The sequence below is a fragment of the Flavobacterium sp. FlaQc-48 genome (assembly GCF_044007335.1).
Taxonomy (GTDB): Bacteria; Bacteroidota; Bacteroidia; order Flavobacteriales; family Flavobacteriaceae; genus Flavobacterium.
The window spans coordinates 294,957-308,295 of record NZ_JBIPCR010000003.1 but is presented as its reverse complement, the minus strand read 5'-3'; the positions used below and the strand labels follow the sequence as shown (position 1 = coordinate 308,295).

10 protein-coding genes and 1 tRNA gene are annotated in these 13,339 nt (G+C 34.4%); 3 read left to right on the top strand and 8 right to left on the bottom strand.

Translation table 11 applies throughout. The annotated features are described in order from the left end of the window. Positions 1-7 precede the first annotated feature (7 nt). The 6 genes from ACHRWY_RS06690 to ACHRWY_RS06665 all read right to left on the bottom strand — a co-directional run bounded on the left by ACHRWY_RS06690 (position 8) and on the right by ACHRWY_RS06665 (position 6,979). Positions 8-412 (bottom strand): hypothetical protein, encoded by a 405-nt coding sequence (locus ACHRWY_RS06690; protein ID WP_395353482.1) that lies wholly within the window; start codon positions 410-412, stop codon positions 8-10. Between the two features lie 327 nt (positions 413-739). Further along, positions 740-2,839: a peptidylprolyl isomerase gene (locus ACHRWY_RS06685; RefSeq protein WP_395353480.1), complete on the bottom strand. Its 2,100-nt coding sequence runs from the start codon at positions 2,837-2,839 to the stop codon at positions 740-742. A 108-nt stretch (positions 2,840-2,947) separates the two neighbouring features. Continuing rightward, a complete protein-coding gene (locus tag ACHRWY_RS06680; protein WP_395353479.1) occupies positions 2,948-4,207 on the bottom strand; it encodes a hemolysin family protein in 1,260 nt (419 codons plus the stop codon). 208 nt (positions 4,208-4,415) lie between these two features. Continuing rightward, positions 4,416-4,967: an LPS export ABC transporter periplasmic protein LptC gene (gene lptC / locus ACHRWY_RS06675; RefSeq protein WP_395353478.1), complete on the bottom strand. Its 552-nt coding sequence runs from the start codon at positions 4,965-4,967 to the stop codon at positions 4,416-4,418. 52 nt (positions 4,968-5,019) lie between these two features. Continuing rightward, positions 5,020-6,252 carry a hypothetical protein gene (locus tag ACHRWY_RS06670; protein WP_395353477.1) on the bottom strand — a complete coding sequence of 411 codons (1,233 nt, stop codon included), beginning with the start codon at positions 6,250-6,252 and terminating at the stop codon, positions 5,020-5,022. After that, positions 6,245-6,979 carry a type III pantothenate kinase gene (locus tag ACHRWY_RS06665; protein WP_395353476.1) on the bottom strand — a complete coding sequence of 245 codons (735 nt, stop codon included), beginning with the start codon at positions 6,977-6,979 and terminating at the stop codon, positions 6,245-6,247. The genes ACHRWY_RS06670 and ACHRWY_RS06665 overlap by 8 nt, the downstream gene beginning before the upstream one ends. 99 nt (positions 6,980-7,078) lie before the next feature. Here ACHRWY_RS06665 and ACHRWY_RS06660 point away from each other — a divergent pair. The 3 genes from ACHRWY_RS06660 (at position 7,079) to ACHRWY_RS06650 (ending at position 9,164) form a co-directional block, all read left to right on the top strand. Further along, positions 7,079-7,154, top strand: a tRNA-Phe gene (locus ACHRWY_RS06660). Between the two features lie 274 nt (positions 7,155-7,428). After that, the gene (locus ACHRWY_RS06655) at positions 7,429-8,925 is read left to right on the top strand and encodes an MFS transporter (protein WP_395353475.1); all 1,497 of its coding nucleotides are present in this window, start codon (positions 7,429-7,431) and stop codon (positions 8,923-8,925) included. An 11-nt stretch (positions 8,926-8,936) separates the two neighbouring features. Next, positions 8,937-9,164 (top strand): DUF6814 family protein, encoded by a 228-nt coding sequence (locus tag ACHRWY_RS06650; protein WP_395353474.1) that lies wholly within the window; start codon positions 8,937-8,939, stop codon positions 9,162-9,164. Between the two features lie 112 nt (positions 9,165-9,276). Here the strand turns inward: ACHRWY_RS06650 and ACHRWY_RS06645 are convergent, their stop codons facing one another. Both ACHRWY_RS06645 and ACHRWY_RS06640 read right to left on the bottom strand, forming a co-directional pair. Next, positions 9,277-12,153, bottom strand: coding sequence for an alpha-amylase family glycosyl hydrolase (locus ACHRWY_RS06645; protein ID WP_395353473.1), 2,877 nt, complete (start codon positions 12,151-12,153; stop codon positions 9,277-9,279). 84 nt (positions 12,154-12,237) lie between these two features. After that, positions 12,238-13,335: a SusE domain-containing protein gene (locus tag ACHRWY_RS06640; protein WP_395353472.1), complete on the bottom strand. Its 1,098-nt coding sequence runs from the start codon at positions 13,333-13,335 to the stop codon at positions 12,238-12,240. Between the last annotated feature and the right edge of the window lie 4 nt (positions 13,336-13,339).

Genomic DNA, 13,339 nt, shown 5'->3' with positions numbered 1-13,339 from the left:
AAGTGAATCAGAAATTCACTTTTTTATTCTTAATATGTTTTGTTTCGAGTCGTCGGACTTTTTGAGTTTCCAGTTCATTCGATTCGATCAGCGTATTATGCAAACGCTCTGCCATTTTTTCTATACTATTGGTAATGGAATCATAAACGACTTCCATTCTTCGATGCTTTTCTTCTTTTATAGCTTTTAATACATCCTCGACAAAGGCTTTTTCATACTTCTCAGCTACAGAGTCCCGGGTATTGGTAAGACGAATAACATAATCATTACTCAATACCGTAACCTTAAAATGCTGCTCTTCGTTACTTAAATAATACTTACCCCCCAATTCATCAACATTGATGTCAGTGCTGCCAAGTTTTAAAAGCTCCGTAATTATTCCAAAAATGTGATTCTCTATTTTAGAATACACTCTGGGTTTTCTTTTCAACAAATTAAACATAAACAATAAATGCCTGATTATTAAAATAGTTACTCATTTTTCTTTTCTTAATTTTAATCAACAATTTTTTGGCAAAATCAATCTTACTAAAATAAAAATTCGAACAAATTAACTGTAATATTCTGAATAAGCAAAATTTTTTAAATTATTTTTCTATTATTCCCATATATTTTACTAAAATGAAAGAGTTTTTTAGTGCCTGAAAATAATCATAATCCTACATAAACAAAGAAACCCGAAACATCCTGTGAGAACGTTTCGGGTTTTTATATTTTTACTCTTTTTACTTACTAAAAACTAGTAGTTAAATTGTAATCTGTTATCTTCAATTTTAGCATTACTTTTTAAAGCCGGTAAAATTCTACTTGCGTCAGATGCACTTTGAGCTTTTAGCTTAGCTACATATTCAGCATGATTAGCAATTGCAGGGGCTTTTATAGTACTAATGTTTTTCACAACATAAACTCCTGTATTTCCTTCAATTGGTGCAGAAATTTTATTTGCAGTCAATGCAAATGCATTACCAACAACTTTTGGTTCTTGTCCTACTCCACCAGGTAAAACCGGATTATCTAAAGTAACATTAGCAGCTTGCTGAACTGCTACACCAGCGTTTTTAGCGATAGCTTCAATTGTAGAACCTGTCATTTTAGCTTTTAAAATCTCAGCTTTTTTCTTGTTTTTCAAGATTGACTCTACATAAGGTCTTGCCAATGTCACAGATACTAAACCTGATTTGTTTTCGCTTTTGTATTGCGCAATTACGTGACCAATATTAGCCAGTTCAAAACGTTTTACATCTCCAACACTAGTTTCTTTGTCAAATGCCCATCTGATAATGTTACGTTGGTTTCCTAAAGGACCAAATGCTTCATCCATTGCTTTTGCAGTTACAGGAGGCGCAATTTTTAAACCTAATTCTTTTGCTGTAGCAGCAAAATCTTTATCAGCCGCTTCCATTTCAAATTTAGTAGCCAATGTAAATACTTTATCTGAAGTAGCTTCAGAAGGCTCAATTTTTTGAGCAATCGTAGCTAAACGAATTCCGTCTTGCTTGTCTGTAATTTTGATAATATGAAATCCAAAAGGAGTTTCTACTAATCCCACTTTTCCAATTCCGTTATTGAATACAAAATCATTGAAAGGTTTCACCATTTGGTTTGGACCAAAATATCCTAAATCTCCACCTTGTTGTGCAGATGAATCATCAGAACTTGTAAAAGCCAACATCATGAAACTATCCGGATTTGCCTGAACCTGAGCCAGAATTTCTTCTGCCTTAGCTTTAGCTTCTTCTTTAGTTCTTTTTTCTTTTTGGTTTGGAGTCTGAGATCCTTCATAACCAATTAAGATATGGCTTGCTTTTGCATTAACACCAGCTTTAAATCCTAAAGATTTAGAAATAGCATAATATTTTCCGTAAACATAAGGTCCGTAAATTGCTCCTGCAGGCAAGCTGAATAATTTATCAGCATCAACAGCCGGTAAAGCATTTTTAGGAACATAAGTAGAATCGTAAGGAACATCAGAATTTGAGTTTACAAATTCAGCAATGTTCGTTGCACTTCTAAAACCTGGCAATGTATCGTTTTTACCTGTTTTTGCATTGTATTCTACTCTTCCGTTTAAAAGGGCCGTTATTTTAGCTTTAATTTCAGCTTCGTCTTCTTTTGAAGCTTTATCCTCTACTAAAACATATTGAATTTCACGAGTTGCATCTGCTTTGAATTTTTTCTCGTTTTTCTTCATGTAATCTACAATTTCCGAATCGGAAATTTTCACTTCACTATCTTTAATAGAAGAATATAATGCAGCAGCATAAGCAAAGTTTACTTTGTTAGCTTCCATTTCATATTTCAGCTTTCCTTCACTAGCAGTTGTGTAAAGTCCAGATTTTACTAATGTATTATAGATTTGAAATTTTGCGTTTAATTCAGCATCTTTTTCTTTGTCAGCAATATATTGAGCCGCTTCAGGGTTAGCTTTAAAGTATTCTTTAAATTTTACCACATCGAACATACCTGCTGCGTTAAGGAACATTGGGTTTTTACCAATATTTGGATCTGATTTTAAAACTTCAATTAAGTGTTTTTCACCAACTCTTAATCCTAATTTATCAAACTGAGCAGATAATAATGCGATTGAAACCTCTTGGTCCCAAACTCTGTTTGCAGCTTCAGTGGAAGTAATTCCTTGACCACTTTTTTCAACATTACTAACTTTAACTCTAAAGTCTTCAAATGAAATATCTTTTCCATCGATGCTTCCCACATCTTTTGAACTTTGACCAAATGTTCCTCTAGTGAATAGATCTTGTATTATAAATGCAAATAATGCAAGTGCAATAACTCCTATCAATAAAGCGGAACGCTGTCTAATTTTTGCTAAAACTGCCATTTTTATTATCGTTAATTTTATATTCAGTTTGCGAAAATACAATTATCTAGTTAATAACAATACAACTAGCGTTTTATTTTACACAATTTTTTTTATTAATTTAAAAAATCACTCTTTTATTGTCAATTTAACCAATTCGATTTTCTTATTTGTAGCTTCTTCTATCACGAAATGATAGCTGTCAATTACTATTTCTTCTCCTTTTTGAGGAATTTCTTTTGTAAAATTAACAATAAAACCACCCAAAGTCCCGTAAGAATCTTCTTCAGGTATCATCAATTTATAGGTTTCATTTAAATACTCTACATCTAAACGGGTCGAAAACAAATATTTACCTTCTCCCAACTCTTTTTCGATCAACTCTTCTTCTGAATCATGTTCATCTTCAATCTCCCCAAACAGTTCTTCTACAATATCTTCTATCGTAATAATACCGGAAGTCCCGCCATATTCATCTAAAACGACTGCTACATTCTTTCGTTTTTTAATCAACAAATTCAAAGCATCTTTTATCAGAATGGTTTGCGGCACATATTCAACCGTCATTAAAACTGATTTTATTGTCTTAGGTTTTTTAAACAAATCAAATGAGTGTACGTAACCTACTATATCATCTAATGAGTTCTGGCTTACTACTATTTTAGAATAGCCCGTTTCTATAAACAATTCTTTAAGATCTGTAATACTGTCGAATAAATCGACATCGACTATCTCTGTACGGGGCGTCATTATATCACGTGCTTTTACACCCGAAAATTCTAATGCATTTTGAAAAATCTGAATTTCGGAATCTACTTCTTCATCATCTTCAACCGAATTCATTTGTTCGGTAATGTAGTTCCCAAGTTCTACTTTACTAAAATACAATTGCACCTGATCGCCTTCTGTCTTAAAAAATTTTCGAAGAACAAAATCCGAAACCCAAATAAAAAAGGTGGAGATGTAATAAAACAACCTGTAAAAAAAATACGCCGGAATTGCAAAAATCTTAATTAATGAATTGGCATAAATCTGAAAAAAAACCTTTGGAAAAAATTCGGCGGTTATTAAAACTATAAAAGTTGAAATTAGGGTCTGAACCAATAAACTTGTCAGGTTCGAAAAATGAAATCCAAATTTGATTATACATTCCAGAATTAAATCCCCCATGTAAAACCCATACACTACCAAAGCTACATTGTTACCAATAAGCATGGCAGCAATAAATTTTGAAGGGTTCTCTGTAAGTCTGGTGAGGATTTTTGATATAAAATTATCCTGTTTCTTTTCGATTTCAAGATAAATTTTATTCGAAGAAATAAAAGCTATTTCCATTCCCGAAAAAAGGGCTGATAGTATTAAACATAGTATTATAATACTAATTTCCATTTTTACTGTTTTTTGTTACGATCATCAAATTTCCTGACAAATTTTCTTCTAAAGAAAAACATAAAAATCGCCATACCTGCTATTATAAAACTTAATGCAGCTGTATCATTCCCATCGTTTAGCTTTGTGAATCCGTCATAAATAAAGTAGACCGCAAATGCTATGTAAACGTATTGTGTATATTTTAAATAACCCATAATATATATTTTTATTCGTTTGATTCTATTTCGCCCGTTACGCGCTGCGAATTAATCACTTTAAAATCTTTACTAAAATCAATGCCTTGTCCGTATGAAACTCCTTTTGCATCTGTTAGCTTAAATTTTCTTTCGGTATAAAACCATTCGTTTTTCTGATCAAAATACAGCTGTTCTGTTTCCAGCATCTGACCAGTTTCTGATGTAATTTTGACTTTTCCCTGTAAATCAATAATATCGGTTTGCTTGTATGAAACAGCATAATTCGATCTTATAAAAGTACGTTTTTCTTTTTTATCGTATAAGGTGACATCAATTCCTTTTGGAAATTCTGTAAAAGGAAAATCAAGATTAGAGTAATCTAACATTTTTGGGGCTTTCAGAACACCGGTAATACGTCCTGAATCTGTGTATTTGATATTAATCGTATCAGCATCACTGCCTGGAACAAATTCTGAGAAGTTAATTTTTTGAACTTCTTTAAAATTACTTTCGCATCCAAAAAACAGTGTCACAGCAAGAACTGTGACAACGGTTATAATATATCTCTTTGGTAAATTCATTTGCCAAATGTAGTAAATTGTAATGAGCTTAGAAAAACATATAAAGTTACGCTTAGTTGAATTTGCTTTTCACGAACCATCTGTCATTAAATGAGAAACTTAAACTAAAATTAAAATAGTTTTCCTGAACTAAATTTGATGCTACTGTTCCTCTTTTACCAAATTCCAATCCAACGTTTACGTTTGAAAAAGAACCATTACCCAAGGGGATTCCCGCTCCTAAGTTCATACCAACATCATTGATTGACTCATTATTGATTATTAAACCTATTTTCTCATATTTCAATCCGGCTCTATAAGTAATTCTGCTCATGTAGCTGGTAAATGAAGCATAATTAGGAATATAATATCCTCCTACTGCATATTTCTGATACTTTTCATAACGTACATTATCTGCTGAATTGTAGTAATTAGCAAGTTGTCCATTACCCTGAAAAGACATTGAAGTACCTACTAACCATTTTCTTTCCTGCCCAATACCTGCAGCAAAAGTCACTTTGTTTGGTAGTTTTAAGTCGACATTAGACGAAGGAGCCGTATAAGGATCCGGATCGCCATCAACTGCAATAATTCTTGTATTCACTGAATTTAATGTACTGGCAAAGGAATAACTTAAACTGGTAAACAAGCTTAATTTTTTATCAATCTTAGTTTGATACATTGTACCTATATTAAAACTAACACCTGACAATTCAGAAGCATTAGTTTCTTTGGTTGCATTTTGAACACCTGTAACAAGCTCTAAACTGGTCGTCGTAATTTTACCAAAATTATATTGGGCATCAGCTCCAACTGTCCAGTTCTTTTTAATTTTATATCCTAAACCAAAAAACACTTTGTTAACTCCTCCAGTTCCCTGAAGTTGTGTACTTGTTGCTCCTTCAGTAGCTGTATTGTCATTTTGAATTTTGTATCCAACTGAACTTACCGGAATTAAACCAAATGCTGCTCCAAATTTCCCCATAGGAATTCCTACTGCCAAGTAATCAAAAGTAGTTCTTTGTGCTTTTTCAGATTTCTCACTTGTTTTTAATACTGAAGTTGCAAAAGTTCCCCCAACTGTAAAAGTAGTTTGTCCCAAACTGGCATAACTGGCCGGATTTTCAATATTTAGGTGAATACTGTCCTGTTCCACCACAACTCCTGCCATAGATCTGTTTTCAAGAGTTCCTTTAAATCTCACATCACCAATTCCGAAAAAAGAATAAGGAGAAGCAGTACCCTGCTGAGCGAATGAAACGAACGAGATAAGCAAACAAGCGCTTACTATAATTTTTTTAATCATTGTCGATTTTATATTGAAATGTTTGGTTCAAACTCTCCAAAAGGAAATTTGAATTGGCAAATATGGTATTTTTTAATCGTTTAGCCAAAAAATCTGCATCTCCTCCCGTTAAAATTATTATAAAATTTGAAAAGTTTGCCTGATATTCATCGATAAAACCGTCAATCTCATAGACGAACCCATTGACAACTCCTGAATGAATAGCCTGTGCAGTTGAGTTTCCTATATATTCTTCAGGCAATTCAAAAGTCAGTAAAGGCAGTTTAGCCGTGTAATTATGCAATGTTTCGTAACGCAATCTTAAACCCGGAGAAATCGCTCCGCCCAGATAATGATCATTTTCGTCGATGAAATCGTAGGTAATGCATGTTCCGGCATCAATTACTAATCTATTTTGTTTAGGAAATTGTAAAGTAGCTCCTGCAGCCAAAACCATTCTGTCTATTCCTAATGTTTTTGGGGTTGCATATTTATTTACAAAGGGAAAAGCATCTTCATGGGTCAGGAAATGGATATTTAACCGACTTTCGAAATTTAAAAAAGACTGTTTTTCGACATTTCCAACTGAAGCAATGACCAAATCAGAGCAATTTTGAAATTTTTTTAAAATTTTTTCAATTTTTTCTTCCAGCTCGTTTTTATCAAAAACAAAAGTTTCAAGAACAGTACTTCGCTCAAATACAGCAGCTTTAATTCTGGTATTACCAACATCGACAGTTAAAATCATGTTTCCTTTTTTATGAACGCAAAGATACGAATTGATTTTTTTTAAAAAATGTTTTGGATAAACGAAAAATGATCCTATATTTGCACCCGCAATCAGCACGGTGCCTTAGCTCAGATGGTAGAGCAATGGACTGAAAATCCATGTGTCCCTGGTTCGATCCCTGGAGGCACCACCAAAACCCGAATAGCAATATTCGGGTTTTTTGTTTTTATTACTTTCCTGAAAAATTTACCTGAAAAATAAAAAGTTTTACCACAAAGGTTCGCAGAGTTTAATGTATAGCTTCGCAAACCTTTTACATTTTTTCCTGCATTCTTTGCACTAACAGCCGTAAGTCAACAATTAAGTGTTTTTTGTTAAAAAAGTACCAACTAAATAAAAAAATATCTTATATATTCGTAAAATGATAGTTTACAATTTTATTTATTGTTAAAAACACAGAACATTTTATGAGTACAACTTCTACTAAAGGCATTTGGAAAGTGATTTCGGCCTCCTCAATGGGTACCATGATCGAGTGGTATGATTTCTATATTTTTGGAAGTTTGGCTGTTGTAATTTCAACCAAATTTTTTCCAAGCGATAATCCAACCGCAGCTTTTTTATCTACTTTAGCCACTTTTGCTGCCGGATTTGTTGTCCGCCCGTTTGGAGCTTTGTTTTTTGGAAGACTAGGTGATATTATTGGCCGCAAGTATACCTTTATGGCTACGTTATTATTAATGGGCGGATCTACTTTTTTAATGGGCTGCATACCGAGTTATGAAAGTATAGGCTTTTTTGCTCCTTTATTGGTCTTAATTCTTCGATTATTACAAGGACTCGCTCTTGGTGGTGAATATGGCGGAGCTGCTACTTATGTTGCTGAACATGCTCCCGCTGGCCAGAAAGGATATTGGACTTCCTGGATTCAAACCACAGCAACGGTTGGTTTGTTTATCTCTTTAATGGTTATTTTAGCTACAAAAAACACACTGTCAGCCGAAGCTTTTGATTCGTGGGGATGGCGTGTTCCGTTTTGGGTTTCTATTGTAATGGTTGGTGTTTCGTATCTGATCCGTAAAAATATGGACGAATCTCCTGTTTTCGCTAAAGCAAAAAAAGAAGGAACTACAAGCACAAATCCGTTAAAAGAAAGTTTTGGAAACCGATATAACTTAAAATTTGTTTTACTGGCTCTGTTTGGCGCCACAATGGGACAAGGTGTTGTTTGGTACACCGGACAATTCTACGCCATGAGTTTTATGAAAACAGTTATGAATATCGATTCCTCACAAGTTGATGGATTACTTGGAATTGCTTTATTGATAGGAACCCCGTTTTTTATTGTTTTTGGATGGCTGAGTGACAAAGTGGGAAGAAAACACATTATGATGCTGGGCATGTTGCTTGCTGTTTTTTCTTATCGATCGATTTACGAAGAAATGTACAATACTACTGATGTAAACAGCAAAACTGAAATTGTAGAAAAAAGACTTCAAAACACCGAAACAACCAAAAATAATGATGTAATTACCACAATTTCAAAAACCTATACCGACGGAACTTCGTATGTAGAAAAGAAAACAACGTTTAATAATAAGAAAGAACCTCAAAGCCATATTTCCATCAGCATCAACTCCAGTGATGAGTGGACATTGATTTTACTGGTTTTTATTCAGGTTTTATTTGTAACTATGGTATATGGTCCAATTGCTGCTTTTTTAGTAGAAATGTTTCCAACAAAAATACGATACACTTCGATGTCTCTTCCTTATCATGTAGGGAATGGTATTTTTGGAGGGTTGCTTCCTGCTATTTCAACTTATTTTGTTACACATGCCAAGAATTCAGGAAAGTCAGATTATTATCTTGACGGACTTTGGTACCCTATTATTATTGCATCTGTTTGCTTTGTAATTGGAATGATCTATATCGATAATAAAAACAAAACTAATCACCTTTAATATTATAAATTATGAATGCGATCAAACAAATTTTAGGTGTTTTATGGGTTATTCTGGCAGTTGCAGCGGCTTATTTTTGCGTGTTTGAATTTGGCTTACCGAAATTACTTTCAGACCAGCAGGATGATCTTGTATTTGGTATCATTATCTTATTTATCCTTACTCCGCTAATTGTTTTAGGATTAGGGACATTTGGTTATTTTGCTGTTATTGGAGAATATAATAACAAAAAGAAATAACAAAAAAACACATGAGAAAAGGGCTGTCTATTTTACATAGAACAGCCCTTTTGCATTACTAACCAAACCAAAAACTTTTACTTAGTACGTATATTTTACAGATTCTTTGAGTCTATTTTTTCAGGAATTTCATCACCTGAACCTTATTATTTTCATCGATTGCTTTTACAATGTACAATCCGGTCTTTAGGTCACTTACCCCAAACTGAAAATCCGGATTTCCATTGGTATTGAAACTTTTTACTAATTGTCCGGAAATGGCATAAACCTGAACTTTGACGGTTGCTACATTTAACGTAAAATAATTTGAAACAGGGTTCGGATACAGGTTTACTGTATTTCCTTTTTCAAAATCGGCTATTGCTAAACTTGCTTGTTTGTTTCCGTAAATCCTGTATTCGCCAGCTGGCAAATTTACAGGAGCATTTACATCAGTAACATTTATTGTGGTATTATCCATTAAATTATACCATGTTCCTGTATACTTAAATCCTGTTGAAACATTTTGTGCCATAACATCAAAATTGGCCAGAATTAAAACATCTTTTAATTGTGTTGAGGCTACATTTTCATTACTTATTTTAATATTAACCAATACTGAATTCACACTTGCAATTGTAGCAATGCCGGAGAATGCCGGTTCTTTTATTTTAAGCGTGATCATCTTTGCCCAATCGTTGTAAATTTTGTTTCGACTGGTATTTCCCAGCCAATTATTTACCCATTGAGGCTGTGGTTTTGTATCTAGTTTACAGTCGCCTGAAGCAGCATCAAAATCTGTATTTACCATATTATCGTTACAAGTAAAAATAGAATTTTCCCAACCTAATTCTCCAAAATGCCAAATCATTTTAGGCCCCGGAACCAGTAACGAAACAGCACCAATAGCAGACATTCTTGACAAGGCTGTATTTAAAGTCTTTACATTATAAGTCCCATCTGAATTTCCGTATTGTACGTTTTTATACATCAAACGCTCTTCGTCATGACTTTCTGCATAACCTACTAATCGATTTGCAGCAAAACCACGGCTTGTGCTTGTCATTCTTGAAATATCACTTTCTCCGGCATATCCCATTGACAATTGATTGTATGGTCCTGTCATTTTTCCCCATAACATTATTCCCTTGCTCACAGGATCTGTTACTCTGTAATTTGCCCATTCTTTTTCTTCGGCATCGGTTCCTAAATGTTCAAAAATTGTATAATGTGTTGGGTCTAAACTCCAGGAATAGTCTGCGTATTTCTTCAGGATATCTACTCTGTCCTGCTGATATGCGTTTGTGCAGGCATCATCGCTTGCGGTACATGCTTGCGTAAAACCTTTGGTTAAATCCCAACGAAAACCGTCAATTTTGTATTCTTCAATCCATTGTTTGATGACACGATCTACATAATTTTGAGTTTTTAATGATTGATGATTAAAATCTTCCCCCACACTATAACTGTGTTTCGCTACGGTATTGAAATACGGATTTTCAACTGTTGGCGAACCAAAACCATCTCCATCAGGATCATTCATCCACATTCTTACCATCGGATTTCGCCCAAAAGCATGATTTAAAGCCACATCCAGAATAACCGCAATTCCGTTTTGATGGCACAGGTCAATAAGTTCTTTTAATTTATCCGAAGTTCCGTAAAACTTATCCAAAGCCATGTGAAACGAAGTATTATACCCCCAGCTTTCATTGCCTTCGAACTCCATTACAGGCATTAATTCGATAGCATTAATTTTTAATGTTTTAAAATATTCGATTTTATCAATTAAACTTTGATAATTTCTGGCGGCGTCAAAATCCCGAACCAGAACTTCATAGACTACTAATTTATCTTTCTCCGGTTTTGTAAAATTCGTTATTTGCCAATTATAAGGTGTTTGTCCTGTTTTCAGAACGGTTACTTCAAAATTTTGTCCGGCTGGATAAGCTGGCATATTGGGATAGGAAGCTGAAGGAATCCCGCCATCATCATAAGGAGACAGCACTAAAGTCGAATACGGATCAGCCGTTTTTACTAATGAAGGCGAATTTGCAATTGGAGTTGTTTCTACGACCCAATATTGATAGGTATTATGTACTCCGGAAACCAATCCCGTTAATTCTAACCAGAATTTACCTGAAGCCGGATCTTTTTTCATGGCATACGCCAATGTTGGCTGCCAGTTATTAAAGCTTCCCGCCACGTAAACAAAGTCTTTTAAAGGGGCATCCAGAACAAGAGTTGCTTTTGTCGCATCGGCAGAATTGTAATTAATTCCATCCACTAAGCCCGTTGGCATTGCTTCTAAAACCGTATTTGGGTTTACTATCACTGAGAACTTTTTTACAATTGTTATTGCGCCCTGGGTGACACTCAATTCATAACTCTGATTGTTTGTAACATTACTATGAGAATACGAATAAGCAGATGTACTGACATTGGTATTGATTACGGTTCCGTTTGCTTTTAAAGAATAGGCGGCAGCACCGTTTGTATTAGTTGCTGCAATATTAAAATCAGATCCTGATGTTATTGTAGTAGCACTATTTTCTAATGGCGCCGTTAAATTTACCTGAAACGAACCTACTTTAACAAAAAAATCAGAACAGGATGGAGCTTGTTTGAATGTTTGAGATCCGTTTGCGTTTCTAAACACGAGACCCATTTTTGTAGCGTCTATTTGCTGAGCAACTGTTAAGCCATAATAAATACTTGGCGTTATAGTAATACTCCATGTACCATTGCCATTATTAACCATTAGTCCAATCCCGTCATCATTACCCCAATTCCCTTTTGCAGTTGCCCAAGGATTTGCTTCTGACCCAATACCTGAGTGCATATAAACTTTTGAAGGATTAATCCCCATTTCATTACAAATTGGTGAATCAAATGAAACCGTAATTGTTACAGGTTCATCGACATTAAAAATGGCTGGAGAAACTGTCAGTTGTTGGGCATTGACAGCTATAGAAAATAAAAACAATAGAAATAGTATAGTTTTTTTCATAATGGTTGTGGTTATTTGGTTAGTTAGCGTGATTAAAAAAGGGCTATCCCGTAGATAGCCCTTTTAAATATTTCAAGAAAAAAATTACTCCTGATTTGGAATCATTAAATAGCTTCCGTCTAAGTCATTGAAATAAATTACATATTTAGATTTTGCTACCGGTATGTTTTCACCGTTTCCTCCCCCTGAAAAAGGAGTAGTTCCTCCCCATGAAACATCCCAATTATCATTTGCTCTAAATTTAAGTAAACCATCTTTTAAGGATGTTACGCCTAAACTCCAGATATGACCATTAAATGTAGATTTTTTCATTGCTGTAGATGCATCCCAGCCTCCTGGTGTACTGTCTCCAACAATACCAACTGTTGCAAAAGATTTTGCAGCGGTAGCATCATAAGCAATCAGTTTATACGTTAATTCTTGTACATCCATTGTAAACGTATAATACCCATCTGCTGCAATTACAAAACTAGCCGGATCAGGGTCTGAATCTTTTCCTCTGTAAGCCAAAGTTCCAGTTGCACCACCGTACATTGGAGCCCAGCTGCCTAAAGTACTAATGGTTTTAAAAGCGCCTGCTTTAAAGAATCCTGTAAAAGTGTATTCGTTAGCATTTTTTGCACTTCTGAACAAAATTTGGTTTCCTTTGTTATTATCCCAACCTGACACTGTTGCATCACCTACTAAATACCATTCTGTAAATTTATAATCTAATTTTCCGGTATAAGGAGTTACACTAATTGTTATTGCTGTTTTAGATACCTGAGGAACTCCTCCTGAAACACTTGATGCTACTTTTACATCAAATAATGAAACCACGTCTGTTTGAGCGCCAAGATCAAGCGCTGCCTGATTTAAATCCTTAACAAGTACTGAAGCCCCGGTAATATTACTGGTACTCGCTAAAGTTTTAGCAGCTGTAAAATCACCTCCTTTTTTATCAATCAACAAATTGTATTTTACTACTACGGCAGCAGAGTATTTCGCTGCTGACCATTGAAATTTTGCAGCTTCTTCTGTTGGCTTATTAACATCCAGAACAAATACTTTTCCTGTTGCAGGAGCAGTAATTTCAGGTGTCGAAACAGCTTCAACAATTGGTCTTTCATCTACAGCATCAGCATTACACGATACCGCAAGTACACCAATAAATGCGATTAAAATTTTATATATATTTTTCATTTTA

Coding starts and splice junctions, on each gene's coding strand:
- ACHRWY_RS06685 (WP_395353480.1), bottom strand. CDS start 2,839: ATGGCAGTTTTAGCAAAAATTAGACAGCGTTCCGCTTTATTGATAGGA.
- ACHRWY_RS06680 (WP_395353479.1), bottom strand. CDS start 4,207: ATGGAAATTAGTATTATAATACTATGTTTAATACTATCAGCCCTTTTT.
- lptC (WP_395353478.1), bottom strand. CDS start 4,967: ATGAATTTACCAAAGAGATATATTATAACCGTTGTCACAGTTCTTGCT.
- ACHRWY_RS06670 (WP_395353477.1), bottom strand. CDS start 6,252: ATGATTAAAAAAATTATAGTAAGCGCTTGTTTGCTTATCTCGTTCGTT.
- ACHRWY_RS06665 (WP_395353476.1), bottom strand. CDS start 6,979: ATGATTTTAACTGTCGATGTTGGTAATACCAGAATTAAAGCTGCTGTA.
- ACHRWY_RS06655 (WP_395353475.1), top strand. CDS start 7,429: ATGAGTACAACTTCTACTAAAGGCATTTGGAAAGTGATTTCGGCCTCC.
- ACHRWY_RS06650 (WP_395353474.1), top strand. CDS start 8,937: ATGAATGCGATCAAACAAATTTTAGGTGTTTTATGGGTTATTCTGGCA.
- ACHRWY_RS06645 (WP_395353473.1), bottom strand. CDS start 12,153: ATGAAAAAAACTATACTATTTCTATTGTTTTTATTTTCTATAGCTGTC.
- ACHRWY_RS06640 (WP_395353472.1), bottom strand. CDS start 13,335: ATGAAAAATATATATAAAATTTTAATCGCATTTATTGGTGTACTTGCG.